Raw genomic sequence first — 19,989 nt, 5'->3', positions numbered from 1 at the left:
CTCTAGCACGCGCTCCGCTCGTCCCCCGGGGGAGTGCCTCCCCGCCGCCACGGGCTTCAGACTGGCTGAAGCCCGACTCGAGTCGCAGGACCAGAAAGAGTCATGGAGAAGTTCATGCGTACCTTCCTTCGTTCGATCGTCGCCGCTGGTGCCGCTGCCCTGGCTGTCGTCGCGACGCCAGACCTTGCTGCCGCCCAGTCGGCCCGCGCCTCGCGCCCGACCGTGGCGGTGCTGGACATGGACTTTGGCAGCGTCCAGCAGTGGTGGTCGGGCAACTGGGACATCGGCAAGGGCGTGGCCGATCTCCTCGTGGACGAGCTGGTCAACGACGGATCGTTCCGCGTCATCGAGCGGAAGCGACTCGACGCCATCCTTGCCGAACAGAACTTCTCCAATAGCGAACGGGCTGAGCCGGACGCGGCCTCGGTGGCCAAGATCGGCAAGGCCCTCGGCGTGAAGTACCTGATCGTCGGGTCGATCACGAAGTTCGGCACCGAGAACAAGAACGTCGGCGTCAACGGCGGCGCGTTCGGTGGCGGCAAGTTCGGCCTGGGCAAGGTCGGCACGTCGAAGGGCAAGGCGACCGTCGCGGTCACCGTGCGCATGGTCGACACGTCGACCGGCGAGATCATGATCAGCGCCAAGGGGCAGGCCGAATCATCGCGCAGCGGCCTGCTGCTCGGTGCCGCCGGCGGTGGCGGCGCAGGTGGCGGCGGCGAAGTGGCGATGGGATCGTCGGAGTTCCGCGAGACGATTCTCGGGGAAGCAACCGAGAAGGCAGTCGGGATGCTGTTGACCAACCTCGTGGCGAAGAAGACCAATCTGCAGTAACTGCTGCTTCTAGAGGCTAGAGGCTAGAGGCTAGACGCTTGAGGCTTGAGCCCTAAGCCGTAAGCCTAAGCCGTTCACTCGGTCCGCGCCTCGTTGCGCGGGCCGAGCGCGAAGGTCATCGTGCCCTCGGCGACGACGTGGTCGCCGACGCGGGCCACGCCCTTCAGCACGCCCATCCGGCTGCGCAGGCGCTGCACGCGGGCCTCGATGATCACCGTGTCGCCGGGATGCACCGGGCGCCGGTAACGGACGCGCTCGATCCCCATGAAATAGATGAGCTTTTCGCGGTTCTCGGGCTTGGCCAGGATGAGAATCGCACCCACCTGCGCAACGGCTTCGGTCAGGATCGTCGGCGGCAACACGGGCGCCTGTCCGTGCACGCGGGAGAGGTAGCTCTCGTCGCCCGTGACGTTCTTCACACCAACCACGCGCGTGTCCACCTCGAATTCCGTGATGCGGTCCACGAGGAGGAACGGGTATCGATGCGGCAGGATCCGCTCGATGGCCTGGTAGTCGAAGGGGACGGTCAGTTCCATGCGCTCCGGAAGTATAATCCGCCAACCCTCGCGGCACCGTTCTGCCTCGTCTGCCGCAGGCGTGCCCCACCCGTGACCCAGACCCCTTCGTCCAGTCATCCAGCGCCGCCGGCGCGGTCGATCAGCGATCACGACACGCTGCGAACGCTGTTCGACCTCGGGCGCCGGGTCATGTCGGTGCTGTCGCTGGAGGAGCTCCTGCAGACGATTCCCCGTCTCATCGAGCGCCTGATCCAGTTCGATGCGTTCGCCATCTACATGCTCGACCCGACCGGCACGGGACTGCATGTGGACTACTCGGTCGGCTATCCGAGCGGCGTCGCCGAAGCGATCCGGCTGCCGGTGGGAGAGGGCCTCGTCGGTCTGGCGGTGCAGGATCGCCGCGCCGTGCTGGTCAACGATCTCGACGACGACCCCAACTACAAGGGGTACGTCCCGGGCATGCGCGCGACCATCGTCGTGCCGCTCGTCTACCGCACGCGGACCATCGGCGCGCTCAACATCCTCAGCGCCCATCGCCACGCGTTCACCGAGAAGGACCTGGCGATCGTCCGCCAGTTCGGCGTCCACGCCGCCACCGCGCTCGAGAACGCGCGGCTGTACACGCAGGCGGCCAAGGATGCCCGGGTCTTCGAGACGCTGCTCGAAATCAGCCGCGAGATCTCGTCCATCCTCGACATCGACCTGTTGTTCGAGCGGCTTGCCGCCGCCACGCTGAAGGTCATCGACTACAAGGCGTTCGCCATCCTGCTGCTCAATCCGCAGAACCAGCGGCTCGATGTCAAGCACCTGGCGACGCCCTATGGCATCAACGAGAAGGTCACCTCGATTGCCGTCGGCGAGGGCATCACCGGCTACGCGGCGCTGCACCGCGAGGTCGTCGTCAGCGGCGACGTCCGCCAGGATCCGCGCTACATCGAGCTGTTCGACACCGTGACCTCGGAGATGGCAGTGCCGCTGCTCTACCAGGGCGATTGCATCGGCGTCCTCGACCTCAGCACCGACCAACGCGACGCGTTCGATCCCGGCAAGGTGGAGTTCGCGACGCTGCTCGCCAGCCAGTTCGCGGTCGCCATCCAGAACGCCCGGCTCTACCAGGAACTGGCGACCAACCAGTCGCGTATCGAGCGCGAACTGCGCATCGCGCAGCGCGTGCAGACGGCGCTGCTGCCGCAGGAGGTGCCGTCGAGAATCCGCGGCCTCGACATCGCCGCGCATTTCGACGCCGCGCGCGAGCTCGGCGGCGACTTTCACGACTACCTCGATCCGCTCGCCAACCAGCTCGTAGTCGTGCTCGGCGACGTGTCCGGCAAGGGCGTACCAGCGGCGCTCTACAGCGCCTTCGCTTCGGAACTGGTGCGGTCCCGCACGTTCCGCAAGCGGTACGTCAGCACCGCGGTCACGCCGTCGACGGTCCTCCAGGCGATGAACACCATCCTCCACGATCGCCAGCTCCTGGAGATGTATCTCACGCTCTGCTACGCCCTGTTCGACGTCAAGCGACGAACGGTGACGCTCTCGAACTCCGGCGTGCCCTACCCGCTGAAGATGACCGCGGCTGGCGACATCGAGTGGATCGACGTCACCGGCGTGCCGCTGGGGTCGTTTCCCGGCATCGAGTACGACGAGTGCATCGTGCCTTACGCGAAAGGCGACGTGTTCGTGTTCTACTCCGATGGCGTCTCCGAGGCGATGAATTCCAGCGGCGACGAGTTCGGCCGTGACAACATCGCCGCGGTCGTCCAATCGCGCCGCGGTGCCGGTGCCCGCGAGATCGTCGACGCGATCTTCGAGGCCGTCGCGGCCTTCCGGGGTGATGCGTTGCAGAACGACGACATCACCGCCCTCGCCGTGCGAGCGCTGTGATGCGTGCGTTGACGCTGGCGTACGTCCTGATAGTGTGCGGGACACTCCTGAATGCTGAAGTGCGGCGCAGCGGCTCTGGCGAAGCTGCGACTCGCACTTCATTTCTGAATTCTGCAGTTCAGCGAAGTGAGCCTGAATTACTGACGAAGCCCGCCGAACTGGCCGGCCGGTTTTCGCGGCGGCTCGACGAGGTGGCTTCGTCCGTCGACGGCAGCGTCGCCTATCTCGTTGTCGACGTGACCTCCGGCCAGCGCTTCGCCAGGCGTGCCGACGAGCCATTTCCGACCGCGTCGGCGATCAAGATCGGGATCCTCTACGAGCTCTTCGTGCAGGTCGACGCTGGTCGCGAGGTGCTCGACGATCCAAAGCCCCTGCCGGAGGCCAGCCGCGCCGGCGGCTCGGGGATCATCAATCGTCTCCGTTCGCCCGTGCTCTCGCTGCGCGACCACGCCCTGTTGATGATCCTGCTGAGCGACAACACGTCGACCAATGTCCTGATCGACACACTGGGAATGGATGCCATCAACGCGCACATGCAGGCACTGGGGACCTCCGGTTATCGCCTGCGCCGCCGGATGATGGACAGCGCGGCTGCCGCCCGCGGCGACGAGAACGTCGCGAGCGCTTCAGACCTCGTGACCGTGATGGACGCCATCCGGACCGGCCGCGGCCTTCGTCCGGAGAGCCAGGCGGAGGCGATCCGCATCCTGCGCGAGTACGGCCCCACGTCGGTGCGTGCCGGTATCCCCGCCGACGTGCCGGTGGCCACCAAGCCCGGTGGCCTGGACGGTGTGCGCAGCGAAGTCTCCTGGGTGGACGTAAAGGGCCGTCCTTACCTGCTTTGCGTGATGACCAGTTTCCTCGCCGATGATCAGGCCGGCGAGAAGGCCATCACCGAGATTTCGCGAACGTCTTACCAGTACTTCTCCCGCCTGTCGCGCGCCGGCGTGGAAGGGCGGCTCCTCGCTCGGTAGCGGTCTCTCTCGTTGCGTTACAGCGGCCAGCATCCTGACCCGATTCAACATCTAGCACATCCGCCGCTAGATCGGTCGGCCAGGTCCGCCGCGCACTCATCAAGTGGGCCACGGGGTGCACTACCTCCGGTAGGGCATCGGCCAGAAGTGTTCGCTTTTCAAGGGAAAATCGTTACCCACCTTGCCAGGTGGTGGACTTTCTTCACCCGGTCGTTCGAGCGGGAGTTGTGGTACGTTCAATGTTCGCTGTGGGACTGCCTGCCTCGTTCTTAACTTGGGGTGGAGTCTTTCGGTTGCCGCCGACCGGCCGCTTGTACGCGAGGTTCGGCGGGGGACGCGGTCTTGCGGCCCTGGATGTCCCGATATTCAACATGGGACTGACGGGGCGGTAGCACGCGCCCCAAGGCTCAGAATCATGAATTCCGAATTGCCTGATTCCCCGCTCGAGTGGTTTGCATTGCGCGTCAAGCCGCGGACCGAGCGTGTCGTCACCGAGTCTCTCGCGGGTAAATGCTACGAAACTTTTCTGCCATTGCATACCGAGCGACGCCGCTGGTCCGATCGGGTCAAGACGATGCAGATGCCGCTGTTTGCCGGATACGTCTTCTGCCGGTTCGACGTCCAGCACCGGCTGCCCATCCTGACCACACCGGGCGTCCTCCACGTCGTCAGCACCGGGCAGATTCCGCAGCCGATAGACGATGAGGAGATCGAGTCGTTGCGCCTACTGGTGGAGTCAGGGCTTCCGGTGGAGCCGTGGCCGTTCCATTACGTCGGGCAGCGGATTCGCATCATCGGCGGCCCACTGGCCGGCACGAGTGGCATCCTGCAGTCGGTGAAGAGCAAGAATCGCCTGATCGTCTCGATCTCGTTGCTGCAGCGTTCCGTCGCCGTCGAGGTGCCGGAGTCGTCCGCCTGGCCGGCGTCAGCATAGCTATCTTGCGTCCGCATAGCTACTTTGTAGCCGCCGATTCCCTGTCCGCCGTAGCCTCGGCGAAGGCGGAAGGTCGACGGACGCCGAAGCGGTCTCTCCAGATGTCGAAGATTTCTGTGTTGCCCGTGCTCCTCGCGATGGTCCTGGCCCTGACCCTCGGAAGCGAACACGCCGCGACGGCGCAGTCGCGTCCCGCGCCCCCTGGCTCCGGCACCCCGACCGAGCCGTCCGTGACCACCGAACCGGGCTTCACGATCGGGCCGGAGGATGTGCTCGCCATTCATGTCTGGCGGGAGGCGGACGTCTCGGTCGAAGTCACGGTGCGCACCGACGGGATGATCACCATGCCCTTGATCCGCGACGTCAAGGCCGCCGGGCTTACGCCCAACGATCTGGCGGACCATATCCAGACCGCCCTGCGTGAGTTCGTCACCGACGCATCGGTCACCGTCATCCTCAAGCAGATGAACAGCCGCAAGGTGTTCATCACCGGAGAGGTAGCCAAACCGGGCGTGTATCCGCTGCGATCGACCGTCACGGTCATGCAGTTCATCGCGCTGGCCGGCGGCCTTACCGAGTTCGCGGACGCAAACGAGATCACCGTTCTCCGTGTCGCCGACGGCAAGACGACGACCTTGAAGGTGCCCTACAAGGACATCGCCAAGGGCAAGCGGGTGGAGATGAACGTCGTGCTCGAGCCCGGCGACACAGTGGTGGTTCCCGAAAAATAAAGCGATGACATCGATGGGCCGCGCCGCGATTCTGCTGTCGATGCTGCTGACGGCGGTGTCGGCCGACGCGCGCGCGCAGGCACCGGTGCCGCCTCGCCCACAGCCTCAACCTGTCGATCCGGCACAGCCGGCCGAACAGGCTCCGGCCGATGCGCCTGCTGACGCACAGCCGCCCGAGACAGGGCAGCAGGAGCCAGCGCGGCAGGGGCGGGGCGGCCGTCAGGGTCGAGTGTCGCGTCGCGCAGCCTCGAGCGATGCGGGAAGACCCGGGGCCCGTCAGTCGCGCGTCGCCGGACCGACGCGTCAGAGCTTGACGTTCTCCGCCAGCGCCCTTGGCGGCTACGACGACAACAGCGGCACGCCCGCGGCCGTGGTCGGCGATCAGCCGATTCTTACCGAGAGCGGCCCGGCCGGCAGCCTGGATGGCGCATTGACCTACCACCGAGGCAACAACCTGCGGTCCTGGCAGGCTGAGACCAATGGCGTTGTCATGTCGTATCCCGCCTACCTGACCGGACCTGCTGCCGGGGGCGGCGCCTCACTCACTGGCTCGATGGCACTCGGCAGGACGACGACGGCGGACGTCACGGGGCGGGTCGCCTACGAACCGTTGTTGAACGTGCTGTCGCCAGTCGGCATCGGCCCCGTGACAGACGCGCAGCCTGGCGCGTCCCTTGCCGGCCTCGTCGATCAGGCATCCATCGGCGTCAATGGCCTGGTGAGCGTCGAGCAGGAGATGGGGCACCGCGCCGCTACGACCTTCATCTACGAGCGAGCGCAGCGCTACTACGGCGAGGAGAGCTACGCCGATAACGGCTCCGACTCGATCGGAATCACGCAGCACCTCGGCTACAAGACGCGGGTTCGTGGGCGCGTTGAGTATCGGTATAGCCGGATGGAAACGTCGGCGCTGACGGCCGATACCGCTGCGATCACCACCTACACCCACCGAATCGAGGGTGGGCCTGATTACTCCGGGGAAGTTGGTCGAAGTCGCACACAGCTGACCTTGCAAGCGCTCTTCGGGGCGACCCGTGTCGAGTCTACGGTGGCCGAGACCTCTCAGCTCTACACGAGTTGGGTGCCGTCCGGCTCGGCGACCTTTCGGGTGTCGAGTTCGACGGGCACTACGTCGGCGGAGGTGTCGTACCGGCGGGACTTCGCGCCATTCCAGGGCATCACTGCAAATGTGTACACCAATGACGCATTGTCAGCGTCGCTGTCACGGCAGATCGCGTCGAGGCTCGAGACGCGCTTCGAGGCGATTTACACGACCTGGAACTCACCGACGGGGTTGACGACCAGCAACGCCAGCGATGTGTTTGGTGGCCGCGCAACGGCCAACATTCGTCTCACGTCCACGCTGGCCGCCACAGTGTCCTACGGGTGCTACCGTCAGCGGCTCGACGAGACGGTGGAGGTTCCGATCGGCTTCCCGGCTCACTACGACAGGAGCGCCTTCCGCGTAGGCCTTTCGGTCCGTCTGCCCATCATCGGTTCCACGATGCGGGCGAGCCAACGCAAGACGCCATAAGCACATGATTCCAGGTCGTCAACTCTCTCCCGATGCCATTCTGAAGGCCCTCCTGCGCTGGCGCTGGCTCGTGATCGTTCCGCTCCTCGTCGGAGTCCTGGGCGGATTGATCACCTCACGCCAACTGCCGAGCGTCTACCGCTCGCAGACACTGATCCAGATCGTGCCGCAGCGGGTTCCGGAGGCCTACGTCAGCGCCACGGTCACCGAGCGCATCGAGGATCGTCTGCGTGCGATCAGCCAGCAGGTCCTCAGCCGCACGCAGCTCGAGCGGCTGATCGTGGACTTGAACCTGTTCCCGGAAGATCGACGCAAGTACCCGATGGAAGACGTGGTCCAGCGCATGCAGGGGCGCGTCACGATCACGCCTGTCATCGAGGTGTCGCGGCGTGGTGACGCTGGAGCAGAATCGTTCCGCGTGTCTTTCGACTACGAGGACGCAACCACGGCCCAGAAAGTGGTGGAGCGTCTCGCCAGCTTCTTCATCGACACGAACGCCCGGGAGCGAGGCACCCAGGCCGAGCAGACCAGTGCCTTCCTCGAGGCGCAGATGGGCGACGCCCGGACCCGGCTCGAGGCGCAGGAGCAGAAGCTCAAGACATTCCGCGAACGCAATGCCGGCCGCCTGCCGACGCAGATGCAGACCAACATGCAGGCGATCCAGAGCGCCCAGCTCAACCTGCAGGCCACCGTCGAGTCGCTGGCACGCGACAGGGATCGCAAGCTCATTCTGCAGCGGCTGCTTGCGGAGGCCTCACAGGAGGAAGAGCCCAGCACGACGACCGATCCGGCGTCGGGTCTCCCGAAGAACGCCAGTCCAGAGCAACGGCTGGACGCAGCACGGCGGGCGCTGTCCCAGATGGAGCTTCGACTCAGTCCGAAGCATCCTGACGTGATCCGCACCAGGCGCTTGATCGAGGACCTCGAGCGCCAGGTCGATGCCGAAGCGCTCCAGCGGCCGCTCTCCCCTGACGCTGTTGCGCCACGGGTGGCTAATTCCGAGGACACGCGACGCCGTGACAAGCTTCGTGAGCAGGGGGCCGAGATCGAAAGCCTCGATCGGCAGATCGCGTTCAAGACGGAAGCCGAGCGGCGCCTGCGCGCCGAGATCGCCGGTTATCAAGCGCGACTCGAGTCGGTACCTGGCGTCGAATCCGAATGGGTGGCTCTCACGCGTGACTACGACACGCTGCAGACGAGTTACCGCGAACTGCTGTCCAAGAGCGAGAACTCCAGGCTCGCCGCCAGCCTGGAACAGCGGCAGATCGGCGAGCAATTCCGGATCCTCGATCCGCCCAACCTGCCGCAGCGGCCGTCCAGTCCCAACCGCCCAAGAATCAACTTGATGGGTGCCGCCGCGGGATTGGGCGTGGGCTGCGCGCTCGTGGGGCTTGCCTTCCTGCGGGACTCGACCATGCGCACTGAGGCGGAACTGGTGGGCTCGGTCGACCTCCCCGTCCTGGCGCTGTTGCCGTATGTGACCACCGAGCAGGACGTGCGTCGCCGCATGCGTCGCCGGTGGATCGAAGCCGCGTCAGCAGCAGCGCTGCTCGTGGGCACTGTGGGCCTGGTATGGTTCCTGCGACTCTGGAAGTTCGTGCTGTGAACCGCCGGCTCCGTTACCCGGTACCCGGTACCCGGTCTGTGAAATAGAGGCGATAGCCGGTCGTGTACGAGCGCTTCTTCGGCTTCACCGAGCGGCCGTTCGAACTGACTCCGAACCCTCGGTACCTGTTCCTTACGGAGCGGTACAGGGAGGCGCTCGGCACACTGAGCTACGGGCTGTCGTCGCCCAGGGGCATCCTGGTGATGACGGGGGAGGCGGGCACCGGCAAGACGACGATGCTGACCGTGGCAATGGCGGGCGTGCAATCGAGCCAGCTCGTCGCCTACCTCCGCAATCCGACGCTGCGTCGCGCCGAGTTCTTCGAGTTCATGACCGCGCAGCTCGGGCTGCCTGAAGAAGTCGCTGCCAGCAAGACGAAGTTCCTGCAGGCTGCGACGCGCCTGCTGGAGGACCGTGCGGCCGCGGGCAAGGTGACGGCCCTGGTGATCGACGAGGCCCACAGCCTGCCGAACAGACTCCTCGAGGAAGTGCGCCTCCTGGCCAACATCGAGAAGCCGGATCAGAAGCTGCTCACGCTCATCCTGGTCGGTCAACCGGAACTCGCGGACCGCTTGAACGACCCGTCATTGCGGCAACTGAAGCAACGCATCGCCCTGCGATGTGAGCTGGTGCCCCTCACCCTGCGCGAGTCGGCTGCCTACATCGCCAAGCGCATCGGCCTGGCTGGCGGCAGCGCCGAGGTGTTCACCCGAGAGGCCATTCTGGCCGTCTACGAGTATTCGGGCGGGATTCCGAGAACGATCAACGTGCTCTGCGACAACGCGCTCGTTTCGGCGTTTGCCCGCGACGAGTCGCTCGTCTCGCAGCAGGTCGTCCTGGAAGTCGCCCGGGACTTCGACCTCCACCCAACGGCGGGTCTGGTCGAGCAGTCTGGTAACACATCGGATACTGGCGCGGCTCCCCCGCCCGGAGTGCCCGTGGCGGTGGCGACCAACGGGAGGCCACGCCGCCGCTCCTTCTGGCACGCACTCCAGTTCTGGAAGCGATGGCCGACTTACAGGTAGAGAGCGAACGACGACAGCGCAATGAGCCGGATTGACGACGCCCTCAGACGGGCAAGAGGGGAACAGCCCGAACAGGCGGCCACAGACGCCGACATCGACATGCCGTGGCAGTTTGCCGACAGCCCGGCCGCTCCGCCACGTGCGAGTCACCCCCCCGAACAGCGGCCCACATCGGCTCCGGCACGCGTTCCCGAGGTAGCCCGCGTCGACGTCAAGCCGCTCCCGGAGCAGGTGCAGCGCAGCGTCGATGATGTGCCGACTGCGCGGCTGGTCTCTGCCGCCGATGCGAACCCGGTGCTCATCGAGCAGTTCCGCAACCTTGCGGCGGCGCTGAATCGACTGCAAACCGAGCGCACGCTCAAGAGCCTGCTGGTTACCTCGCCGGCCCCTGGAGACGGCAAGAGCCACGTCGCCGTGAACCTCGCGCTGACGCTCAGCGAGTCGTATCGCCGCAAGGTGCTGCTGGTGGATGCCGACATGCGCCGGCCGACCCTGCACCACTTGTTTCACGTGTCGGGTGCGCATGGCCTGCTGGACGCACTGCGAGCAGAGGCAGAGGACGTGCCGGCGGTGGTACCCGTCACCGGAACACTGTCGCTGCTTCCAGCAGGACGGCCTCAGGCCAATCCGGTCGGCGATCTCTCGTCAGGGCGGATGTCGCGCCTGATCGCCAACGCCGGCTCGACGTACGACTGGGTGATCGTCGACTCCCCGCCCGCGGCGGGGCTGGCCGACGCCCGCATCATCCTGGAAACGGTGGATGGCGCAATTCTCGTCGTTCGTGCCGCGGCCACCCGGTTCGCGGAACTGCAAGCCGCTACTGATGCATTGGGTCCTGGGCGCCTGCTCGGCGTCATCCTGAATGCCGTCGATCCTCGGGAAATCCACCGCGAGGACTACTACGGCAACTACTATGGATACGGCTCGAAATAGTCAACATACAGGGTGACTTAATGCTCCATGGATCGCGACTACTTTGCGGACTATTATCCTCCGGCAGATTGCCTTCCGCGGCTAGATTGATAGCCCTATCTGTTTATTTTCCAATAATTTAGTCGCCAGTCGCGAGTTCGGGATACAATCGCTTCCGAGTCGTTCCGATGTGGCCTTCCGATTGCTTATGTGGATGAGGCTGCTCCTCATACACACAAGGATGTCGTTGATGGCCACGCATTGGGTCGGATCTACCCGACTGCTCGAGTGCCCGCAGGGCTCGGAGTACGACGAGGAGGCATTCATGTACTTCCTCGGCATCGAACGGGCACGCGCCGAGCGGGCAAACCAGCCGGTTCGCGTCCTGCTCGCCAGCCTGGAGCCTGTACCCAATCAGCCGGCTGGCCTTCCTCACGCCAGCGCCAAGAAGGTCTTCGCGGGCCTTCGCCTGACGCTCCGTGACACTGATGTCGTCGGATGGTATCGCCAGGGTCACATCGCCGGCGCAGTCTTGACGTTCCCGGCAACCGCGGGGGCCGACGTGGCCACGTTCGAACGGCGCGTCGAAACCGCCCTGCGCCGTCGGCTGCCAGCACCCCTCGCCGAGCGCCTGAAGCTGCGGATGGTGCAGTTGGACATCATGGCCTTCGTCACCGCCTAGGAGCACGCTCGTGAACGCGCCGCTGACGGGTATGGACATCGGGCGGCAATCAGCGCCGGTCACGCGTGCAGACGGACGACCGCGCGAGGCGTACCTGCTGGGTCAACGCCTGTTCAAGGACACGCTCGTGCGGGAGCGCAAGCGGGCCGACAGGTTGAACGCGTCGTTCGCCGTCATCGTGCTCGATCGCGGCCACGACACCGACGGCGATTGGGGATCCGTCCTGCGTGCGGCAGGTCTGGTCAAGCGCGACGGCGACATGCTCGGCTGGCTCGAGCAGGGCACCGTGCTCGGGCTGATCCTCCCCGAGGCCTCGCGGGACCTCACGCACAAAGTGGTGCGTCGCCTGCGCCGTCACCTTGCCGCCGACCCGGAAGCGGCCGGCACCGCGTCACTCTCCACGCGCGTGTACGTCCACGGCGCTCGCTGGAAGGACACAGGCGCGCACCTGCCGCCCGTGGACCTGCTCATCGACGCGTTCGTCCCCGTGCACACGGATCGCGCGGCCGACCTGGCGAAACGGGCCGTGGACATCGTGGGCAGCGTCCTTCTGCTCGCCCTGTTCGCCCCGTTGATGCTGCTCGCCTACCTGTCGGTCAGGATGACATCGCCGGGCGCGGCGCTGTTCAGGCAGGTACGCATCGGCAGACGCGGCGAGCCGTTCACGATGCTCAAGTTCCGGAGCATGCGTGCCGATGCGGGAAACGCGCTCCACAACGAGTACGTGACCTGGTTCATCACCTCGAGCGGCACGCAACCACGCAGCGGCGGCGAGGTCTTCAAGCTGACCAACGACTCCCGGGTCACGGCGGTGGGGAACCTGTTGCGCAAGACCAGTCTCGACGAACTGCCGCAGTTCTGGAACGTGCTGCGGGGTGACATGTCGCTGGTCGGGCCGCGGCCGCCGCTGCCCTTCGAAGTCGACAAGTATCAGCCCTGGCATCGTCGCCGCGTCCTCGAGGCCAAGCCGGGCATCACCGGGCTGTGGCAGGTGAACGGCCGCAGCCGTACGACATTCGACGAGATGGTCCGCATGGACCTGGAGTACGCCAGGACGCGAACGCTGTGGGGCGACATCAGGATCCTCGCCGCCACGCCCTTCGCGATGTTCAAGGGAGCCGCATAGGGTGGATCCGTACCTGGCCATCGCGCCGGATGTGAAGCTCGGACGTGGCGTCAAGCTCTCGAAGTTCATCAACCTGTATGGCTGCGACATCGGCGACGACACGAGGATCGGTGCGTGCGTCGAGATCCAGAAGGGCGCAACCGTTGGCAAGCGCTGCAAGATCTCGAGTCACACGTTCATCTGCGAAGGCGTGACCATCGAAGACGGTGTCTTCATCGGTCACGGTGTGATGTTCACCAACGACATCTACCCGCGTGCGACAACGGCCACGGGTGACCTCCAGACCGAAACGGACTGGAAGGTCGAAAAGACGCTGGTCAAGAAGGGCGCCTCGATCGGTTCCGGCGCCACCATCCTGCCGAACCTCACCATTGGTGAATACGCCATCGTCGGTGCTGGCAGCGTCGTCACCCGGGACGTTGCCCCAGGCACGATCGTCGCAGGCAATCCAGCCAGGTTCATGCGTCACGTGACGACGGCTGGCGACGGTAGGGCCGGCTCTCCGAGCCGGCCAAGGAAACTTGGTGAGTGAGATCCGCGTCGGCGTGATCGGCTACGGCTACTGGGGACCCAACGTGGTCCGCAACCTGTTCGCGCTCGAGGCATGCGAAGTGACCGCGTTGTCCGATCGCAATCCTGCTGCGCTGCAGAGGGCTCGCCGTACCTATCCAGGGCTCCACGTCACGACCGACGCCGACGAGGTCCTCACCTCGCCCGACATCGACGCTGTCGCCATCGTCACGCCCGTGTGGACCCACTACGAGCTCGCACGCAAGGCACTCGAGAACGGCAAGCATGTCTTCGTCGAGAAGCCGTTCACCTCGACGTCGCGGCAGGCCGAGGCGCTCATCGAACTGGCTGAGCGCAAGAAACTGCAGATCATGGTGGACCACACCTTTCTCTTCACTGGCGCCGTGAAGAAGATTGGTGAGCTCATCGACGCGGGCACCCTGGGTCCGTTGCTGTACTTCGATTCATCGCGGATCAACCTGGGACTGTTCCAGCACGACGTCAGCGTGATCTGGGATCTCGCGCCGCACGACCTCGCGATCATGGACTACGTGATCCGCGACACGCCCGAGGCAGTGGTTGCTACAGGCGGCACGCATTTCGGCAAGCACGCGGACATTGCCTTTCTCACGATCTACTTCCCGAACAACGTGCTGGCGCACATCAACGTCAACTGGATGTCGCCGGTCAAGGTCCGCACCACGCTGATCGGCGGCCGCGAGAAGATGCTGGTCTGGAACGACCTCGAGGTGGACGAGAAAATCAAGGTCTACGACAAGGGCGTCACGGTGACCGGCGCGGAAGGCGTCTACGACCTGCTCGTGAGCTACCGGTCCGGGGACGTCTGGGCCCCGAAAGTAGCGCAGACCGAAGCTCTGACCACCGAACTGTCCTATTTCCTCGACTGCGTGGCCCAGGGCTGCACGCCGTTCAATGACGGCACTGCCGGTCTCCGCGTCGTTCGCATGCTCGAGGCCGCGGACCAGTCGATCGCCGACCGCGGCAAGGTCGTTCCACTCTCCTGATGGTGCATCCGCTCATCGAGTATTTCCGCTGCCCTGAACACCTCGCGGTGCTCGGGACGGCCGAAGGCCTGTCCGACCAACCGGGCTACTTCAGGTTCGGCGATGCGCTGGGTTATGCGCGCCACGTGGGCGGACCTTCGGAGATCGGGCGCGGCCCGGCGAACGCGCGGAGCGCCGTCTCCCTGGCGCCGGATTCAGTGACGTTGCCGTTCGATCTGGCGGAAGCCGTGGGCAACCTCCGGTGCGAGAGGTATCCGGAGGCACAGCGTGCGGTGGCGCAGGTCTCGGCGCCGAGCCTCACGCGGGCCGCGTATTACGGCTTGCGGCCGTTGATGCCGGTGGGTGTCCGCAAACACCTGCAGCGGTTGCACTGGAAGGGCTGGGAGCAGATCCCGTTCCCGCGCTGGCCTGTCGATGTGTCTGTCGAGCTCCTCATGCGCGGGTCCGCAGGCGTGGCGCTTCGACGCGCGGGCATCAGGCAATTGCCGTTCATCTGGTTCTGGCCGGACGGTGCGCCCGGATGCGTGATGATGACGCACGATGTCGAGGGTGCCTCCGGGGCTCGCCATTGCAACGTCCTCATGGATCTGGACGACCGGTTCGGCATCCCGTCCGCCTTTCAGGTCGTTCCCGATGCGCCCTGGGCCTCGCACGGACTGACACGGGAGCTCGTCGGCGGGCTGCGCCGACGCGGCTTCGAAGTGAACGTCCACGATCTGAGTCACGACGGGCGCCTGTTCCGTCAGCGCGGCCGATTTCTTCGCCACGCCGCCGTCATCAACGCCCGCGGGCGCGAGTTCGGTAGCCGGGGGTTTCGTTCGGGGGCCATGTACCGGCGCCAGGAGTGGCTCGGGGCCCTGGACATCTCGTACGACATGTCGGTGCCCAACGTCGCACACCTCGAGCCGCAGCGCGGTGGGTGTTGCACGGTGCTGCCGTACTTCAACCGCCACGTGCTGGAACTGCCGCTGACGACGGCGCAGGACTACACCGTCTTTCATGTCCTGGGTCGCTACTCGACCGATCTCTGGCGCGATCAGATCGAGCGCATCCTCGAGCAGAACGGACTGGTCAGCTTCATTGCGCACCCGGACTACCTGATCGCGCCACGGGCGCTCGCGGTGTACACCGAACTGCTCGAGTTGCTCGGCACGTTACGCGTCGACCGAGGCGTGTGGGTCGCGCCACCAGCCGAGATCGACAGGTGGTGGCGCGCCCGCCGCGAGATGACGCTGGTGGCCGACGGCGCCTCGTGGCGCGTCAAGGGCCCTGGCAGCGAGCGTGCTCGCGTGGCCTGGGCGCGGCTCGAGGACGACGGCGTGGTCTACGAAGTGGAGCCATCGCGGCGAGCGGCATGACGTCGCTGGTACGGGTCATCGATCCCCTGGCCGATCCGCGGTGGCCTGAGCTCGTTGCGAGCCATCCGAACGCCACGATCTTCCACTCCCGTGGCTGGCTCGACGCGTTACGACGCACCTATGGCTATGAGCCGTTCGCGCTTACGACGACCGCACAGGGACGGCTGGAGAATGGGCTGGTGGCGTGCCGCGTGAACACCTGGCTGGTGCGACGCCTCGTCTCACTTCCGTTCTCGGACCATTGCGATCCACTGGTGAGCAGCACTGATGAGGCGACCGCGCTCGGCGCTTCGCTCTCCGCCGAGATGACCAACGGCAAGTGGCGGACGCTGGAAATACGCACTCGAACAGTGTCGATCGACCTCCCCGAGGGCGAGACGTACGCATTGCACACCCTTGATCTCGATCGAGCGCCGGATCGCATGTTTGCGTCGTTCCACGCCTCGAATACACGCCGGGCGGTCAGGCGCGCCGAGCGGGAAGGCGTCACGTATGAGTCGGGTCGCACTGACTCCCTGCTCAACGTGTTCTACGGACTCCTGCGGTTGACCCGTCGCCGCCACGGCACTCCGCCACAACCGCTTTCGTGGTTCCGCAACCTGTCGTCCGCACTCGACGATCAGCTCACGGTCCACGTGGCGCGCAAGGCGAGTCGCCCGATTGCGACGCTGCTTACGCTGAGATTCGGTGCCTCGCTGGTCTACAAGTACGGCGGGTCTGATGCCCGCTATCACTCGCTTGGCGGCATGCCGTTCCTGTTCTGGCAGGTCATCCAGCGTGCTCACGCAGACGGCGTCAAGACATTCGACCTCGGCCGCTCGGATCTCGATCAGGCCGGACTGATCGCGTTCAAGGATCACCTCGGCGCACGATCCAGCCGGCTCACGTACCGGGTCGTCCCGGCACCATCTCCGACCTCCTCACAGAAGCGGGCCCTGGTGCGGCTCGCCCGGAAGGTGATCGCCAGCCTGCCCGATCCGGCCCTCGACTTCACGGGACGTATTGCGTACCGGCACCTTGGCTGAGCCCTGTCGCTGCATGCCTTGTACAGATTGTGAACTCTGCGGCAGCGTTGGCGTTGCCGGCCCCGCGCTTCATTCTGAATTTTGAATACTGAATTGCCCTGAGCGGCAGCCCGGCGCTGCCCGCCCCGCGCCTTCGGCACGAAGTGGAATCTCGCGGAAGCGTTGGCGTTGTCGGCCGCGCGCTTCATTCTGAATTCTGAATTCTGAATTGCTCTGATATGTCCAACAATCCTGTGCCGTTTCTCGACCTGATCACTCCGCATCGCGAGCTTGAAGGCGAGCTCGTCGACGTGTTCCGGCGCGCCCTTCAGTCCGCGGCGTTCATCGGCGGCGCGGAGGTCGAAGGCTTCGAACGCGAGTTCGCCGCATTCTGCGGCAGCACGCACTGCGTCGGCGTGGCCAACGGCACGGACGCCGTCCGCTTTGCGCTCATGGCGGCAGGCATCGGGTCCGGTGACGCCGTCGTCACCGTCGCGCACACGTTCATCGCGACGACCGAGGCCATCAGTCAGGCTGGTGCCGCGACCGAGTTCGTGGACATCGACGCGCGAACCTATTGCATGGGCCCGGACGCGCTCGACGCATACCTGGCCTCGTGCGAGACGGATTCGCGAACGGGCCGGCCACTGGGTCAACGTACCGGCAAGCCGATCCGTGCTGTCGTCCCTGTGCATCTCTACGGGCAGGTCGCCGACATGGATGCCATCCTGGCGATCGCCGCCCGCTACGACCTCATCGTCGTCGAGGATGCCTGCCAGGCGCACGGGGCCGAGTACCAGTCGGCCGACGGCACGTGGAAGCGCGCCGGCACGTTCGGCAAGGCCGCAGCCTTCAGTTTCTATCCGGGCAAGAACCTCGGCGCATGTGGCGAGGCCGGGGCGGTGACCACCGAGGACCCGGAGGTCGCGAAGACGATTCGGATGCTGCGCGAGCACGGCCAGGCGCAGAAGTACTACCACGACCTCGAGGGCTACAATGGCCGCCTCGACGCCCTCCAGGCGGCGTTCCTCCGTGTGAAGTTGCGGCGCCTGCAGGAGTGGACCGATCAGCGCCGCGCTGCCGCGTGCCGGTACGCAGAGCTGCTGGCCGACGTGCCGGGCGTCCAGACGCCGTACGAGCCCGAGCGCAGCAGGGCGGTGTATCACCTGTACGTGATTCGTCACGAGAATCGCGACGCACTTGCCGAGCACCTCAAGACCGAAGGCGTGTTCACCGGGCTGCACTACCCGCAGCCCGTCCACCTGCAGAACTGTTACAAGGGGTGGGGGTACGCGGAGGGCGCGCTTCCCGTCACTGAGCGGGCAGCGAAGGAGATTCTGTCGTTGCCGATGTTCCCGGGCCTCACGGCCGAACAGCAGGAACGCGTGGCAAGCGCGATTCGGTCGTTCGTCGGTCTGCACGGCGCTGACGGTACCCTTGCAATGGCGCCGGCGCTGACGTGAACGCCGGCAACGCGACCAGTCAGGGACACATCAGTCCCATGCAACATTCCATGAACGATGTACGGGAGTCAGGTGCTGCGCCATCGCTCATCGTGCGCGGAACACTCGTGCGCGTCGCCAGCCTTGAAGCCGATGGCTTCGACCATCCCACGGCCGTACCAGCGCTCCTGAGTCGCGTTCGGCAGGGCCCGCAAGCGTTGGACATCATCACCCTCGTGCAGACGCTGCCGCACACATCGCCCGAGTTCAGCTATCCCATGGAATGGGACAACGCGGCGGCCATTCCGGTGTCGACGTTCGAGAACTGGTGGAATGTCCAGGTCGACAGGAAGACACGAAACGTCGTCCGCAAGAGCGAGAAGCAGGGAATCGTCGTCAGCGAACTGGCGTTCGATGAACCTCTCGTGCGCGGCATCGTCGACATCTACAACGAGTGTCCCGTGCGGCACGGCAAGGCATTCTGGCACTACGGCAAGGACTTCGACACCGTCAAGCGGGAGAACGCCAGCTTCCTGGAAAGGAGCGTCTTTCTCGCAGCCCTGTGGCAGGACGAGATCGTCGGCTTCGCCAAGATGGTCATCTCCAATGACGGCCTGCAAGCCCGTCTGATGCAGATTTTGTCCAAAGTGTCGCACCGGGATAAGTCGCCAACCAATGCCCTCATAGCCGAAGCCGTCCGTGCCTGCGCAGCACGCAACATCGGGCACCTGTGCTACGGCAGGTTCTCCTACGGCAAGAAGCAGCGTGACAGCCTGACCGATTTCAAGGAGAACAACGGCTTCAAGCGCGTGGAGGTGCCCCGTTACTACATACCGCTCACCGTTCGTGGCAAGCTGGCCATGAGACTCGGACTTCAGCACAGGCTCGCCGACCGCGTCCCTGAATCAATGCTCGCCGTCTTTCGAGACGCCCGTCGTCGCTGGTATGCCAGCGCGCCGTCAGCATCGTGAAGCGGATTGACTCCGCCAGCCCGCGAACTCATTTCCGTCTGCGTCTGCACCTATCGCCGTCAGGCGCTGTTGACGACCCTCCTCGAGGTACTCCAGGGCCAGGAGACCGCGGATCGATTCGGGTACGAAATCATCGTCATCGAAAATGATCTAGAGCGGCTCTGCGAAGCGTCCGTTGCCGATGCGGCGCGGACGGCGCGCATTCCCATCCGGTACGATTGCGAACCCGAGAGAAACATCGCGCTTGCCAGAAATCGAGCGGTCCGACTGGCGCAAGGCACGCTCATCGCGATGATTGACGACGATGAGACGCCGGTGCCGGACTGGCTGCTTCGGCACTACGAGACGCTCGAGGCGAGCGGTGCCCAAGGCGTGCTGGGTCCCGTCGTGCCGGTGCTGCCAGCGAGCGCCCCGGCCTGGCTGGAGTCGTCAGGCGTTCTCGACCGGCCCCGTCATCGGACGGGTCACGCCATCGGCACTCAGGACATGCGGACCGGAAACGCGCTGTTGCGCCGCCCCCTCTTCACGCGCGGCGACTTGTGGTTCGATGCCGCGCTCGGTCGTTCCGGAGGTGAGGATAGCGACTTCTTCGCGCGCGGCGTCGCCGGGGGCCACAGTTTTGTCTGGTGCGACGAGGCGGTCGTGAGCGAGGTTGTCCCGCCCGAGAGGTGGACGCCCCGCTTCCAGCTACGGCGAATGTGGCGATCGGGGACGATCCGCGGCCAGTGGATTCACGACGGTCGCCAGTCATGGGTACTGGCCTGGCGTGGCATCGTGTTGCTGGTCGGAGGCGTCGTTGCCTTGCCAGTGTCCCTGCTCGCGCCCACGGCTTGGCGCATGCGTCTCGCGCTCAAGCTTGCGTACTTCGGCGGAGTCGTGACGGCGGCACTGGGCTGGCCGACGCTGCGGCACCGCGAGTAGG

The 19,989-nt window shown here is 65.4% G+C and carries 19 protein-coding genes; 18 read left to right on the top strand and 1 reads right to left on the bottom strand.

Translation table 11 applies throughout. The annotated features are described in order from the left end of the window. The first annotated feature begins 114 nt into the window (after positions 1 to 114). A complete protein-coding gene (locus tag LuPra_RS31235) occupies positions 115 to 831 on the top strand; it encodes a CsgG/HfaB family protein (RefSeq protein WP_157899917.1) in 717 nt (238 codons plus the stop codon). 74 nt (positions 832 to 905) lie between these two features. Here LuPra_RS31235 and fabZ read toward each other — a convergent pair whose 3' ends face one another. Further along, positions 906 to 1,367, bottom strand: coding sequence for a 3-hydroxyacyl-ACP dehydratase FabZ (gene fabZ / locus LuPra_RS31230; RefSeq protein WP_110174407.1), 462 nt, complete (start codon positions 1,365 to 1,367; stop codon positions 906 to 908). A 72-nt stretch (positions 1,368 to 1,439) separates the two neighbouring features. Here fabZ and LuPra_RS31225 point away from each other — a divergent pair, with 72 nt between their 5' ends. From LuPra_RS31225 to LuPra_RS31145, 17 genes are all read left to right on the top strand, one after another. Continuing rightward, complete coding sequence (locus LuPra_RS31225; protein ID WP_162472875.1) at positions 1,440 to 3,233, top strand: GAF domain-containing protein; 1,794 nt, start codon at positions 1,440 to 1,442, stop codon at positions 3,231 to 3,233. Positions 3,234 to 3,424: 191 nt separating this feature from the next. Then, a complete protein-coding gene (locus tag LuPra_RS31220; protein WP_157899916.1) occupies positions 3,425 to 4,207 on the top strand; it encodes a serine hydrolase in 783 nt (260 codons plus the stop codon). Between the two features lie 415 nt (positions 4,208 to 4,622). Further along, positions 4,623 to 5,141 carry a transcription termination/antitermination protein NusG gene (gene nusG / locus LuPra_RS31215; RefSeq protein WP_110174404.1) on the top strand — a complete coding sequence of 173 codons (519 nt, stop codon included), beginning with the start codon at positions 4,623 to 4,625 and terminating at the stop codon, positions 5,139 to 5,141. A 137-nt stretch (positions 5,142 to 5,278) separates the two neighbouring features. Beyond that, positions 5,279 to 5,872 (top strand): polysaccharide biosynthesis/export family protein, encoded by a 594-nt coding sequence (locus LuPra_RS31210; RefSeq protein ID WP_162472874.1) that lies wholly within the window; start codon positions 5,279 to 5,281, stop codon positions 5,870 to 5,872. A gap of 4 nt (positions 5,873 to 5,876) precedes the next feature. Continuing rightward, positions 5,877 to 7,406 carry a hypothetical protein gene (locus LuPra_RS31205; protein WP_157899915.1) on the top strand — a complete coding sequence of 510 codons (1,530 nt, stop codon included), beginning with the start codon at positions 5,877 to 5,879 and terminating at the stop codon, positions 7,404 to 7,406. Between the two features lie 4 nt (positions 7,407 to 7,410). Continuing rightward, a complete protein-coding gene (locus tag LuPra_RS31200; RefSeq protein ID WP_110174401.1) occupies positions 7,411 to 9,012 on the top strand; it encodes a GNVR domain-containing protein in 1,602 nt (533 codons plus the stop codon). 62 nt (positions 9,013 to 9,074) lie between these two features. Continuing rightward, complete coding sequence (locus LuPra_RS31195; RefSeq protein ID WP_110174400.1) at positions 9,075 to 10,037, top strand: ExeA family protein; 963 nt, start codon at positions 9,075 to 9,077, stop codon at positions 10,035 to 10,037. A gap of 21 nt (positions 10,038 to 10,058) precedes the next feature. Further along, positions 10,059 to 10,970, top strand: coding sequence for a CpsD/CapB family tyrosine-protein kinase (locus LuPra_RS31190; protein WP_110174399.1), 912 nt, complete (start codon positions 10,059 to 10,061; stop codon positions 10,968 to 10,970). A 229-nt stretch (positions 10,971 to 11,199) separates the two neighbouring features. Then, positions 11,200 to 11,631, top strand: a complete 432-nt coding sequence (locus LuPra_RS31185) for a hypothetical protein (RefSeq protein ID WP_157899914.1) — start codon at positions 11,200 to 11,202, stop codon at positions 11,629 to 11,631. A gap of 10 nt (positions 11,632 to 11,641) precedes the next feature. Further along, positions 11,642 to 12,757: a sugar transferase gene (locus LuPra_RS31180; RefSeq protein ID WP_234800640.1), complete on the top strand. Its 1,116-nt coding sequence runs from the start codon at positions 11,642 to 11,644 to the stop codon at positions 12,755 to 12,757. A 1-nt stretch (position 12,758) separates the two neighbouring features. Next, complete coding sequence (locus tag LuPra_RS31175; protein WP_110174397.1) at positions 12,759 to 13,289, top strand: acyltransferase; 531 nt, start codon at positions 12,759 to 12,761, stop codon at positions 13,287 to 13,289. A gap of 1 nt (position 13,290) precedes the next feature. Then, positions 13,291 to 14,292 carry a Gfo/Idh/MocA family protein gene (locus LuPra_RS31170; RefSeq protein ID WP_110174948.1) on the top strand — a complete coding sequence of 334 codons (1,002 nt, stop codon included), beginning with the start codon at positions 13,291 to 13,293 and terminating at the stop codon, positions 14,290 to 14,292. Continuing rightward, complete coding sequence (locus LuPra_RS31165; RefSeq protein WP_110174396.1) at positions 14,292 to 15,650, top strand: polysaccharide deacetylase family protein; 1,359 nt, start codon at positions 14,292 to 14,294, stop codon at positions 15,648 to 15,650. Before LuPra_RS31170 ends, LuPra_RS31165 begins: the two co-directional genes overlap by 1 nt. Beyond that, positions 15,647 to 16,675: a GNAT family N-acetyltransferase gene (locus LuPra_RS31160; RefSeq protein WP_110174395.1), complete on the top strand. Its 1,029-nt coding sequence runs from the start codon at positions 15,647 to 15,649 to the stop codon at positions 16,673 to 16,675. Before LuPra_RS31165 ends, LuPra_RS31160 begins: the two co-directional genes overlap by 4 nt. Before the next feature lie 218 nt (positions 16,676 to 16,893). Further along, positions 16,894 to 18,117 carry a DegT/DnrJ/EryC1/StrS family aminotransferase gene (locus LuPra_RS31155; protein ID WP_110174394.1) on the top strand — a complete coding sequence of 408 codons (1,224 nt, stop codon included), beginning with the start codon at positions 16,894 to 16,896 and terminating at the stop codon, positions 18,115 to 18,117. 50 nt (positions 18,118 to 18,167) lie between these two features. Beyond that, positions 18,168 to 19,067 carry a hypothetical protein gene (locus tag LuPra_RS31150; RefSeq protein ID WP_157899913.1) on the top strand — a complete coding sequence of 300 codons (900 nt, stop codon included), beginning with the start codon at positions 18,168 to 18,170 and terminating at the stop codon, positions 19,065 to 19,067. A 6-nt stretch (positions 19,068 to 19,073) separates the two neighbouring features. Then, a complete protein-coding gene (locus tag LuPra_RS31145; protein ID WP_110174392.1) occupies positions 19,074 to 19,988 on the top strand; it encodes a glycosyltransferase family 2 protein in 915 nt (304 codons plus the stop codon). Position 19,989 lies beyond the last annotated feature (1 nt).

Origin of the sequence: Luteitalea pratensis, assembly GCF_001618865.1 — a bacterium.
Classification (GTDB): domain Bacteria; phylum Acidobacteriota; class Vicinamibacteria; order Vicinamibacterales; family Vicinamibacteraceae; genus Luteitalea; species Luteitalea pratensis.
Note: the sequence above shows the minus strand (reverse complement) of the source record. Positions and strands in the feature narration are given on the sequence as shown.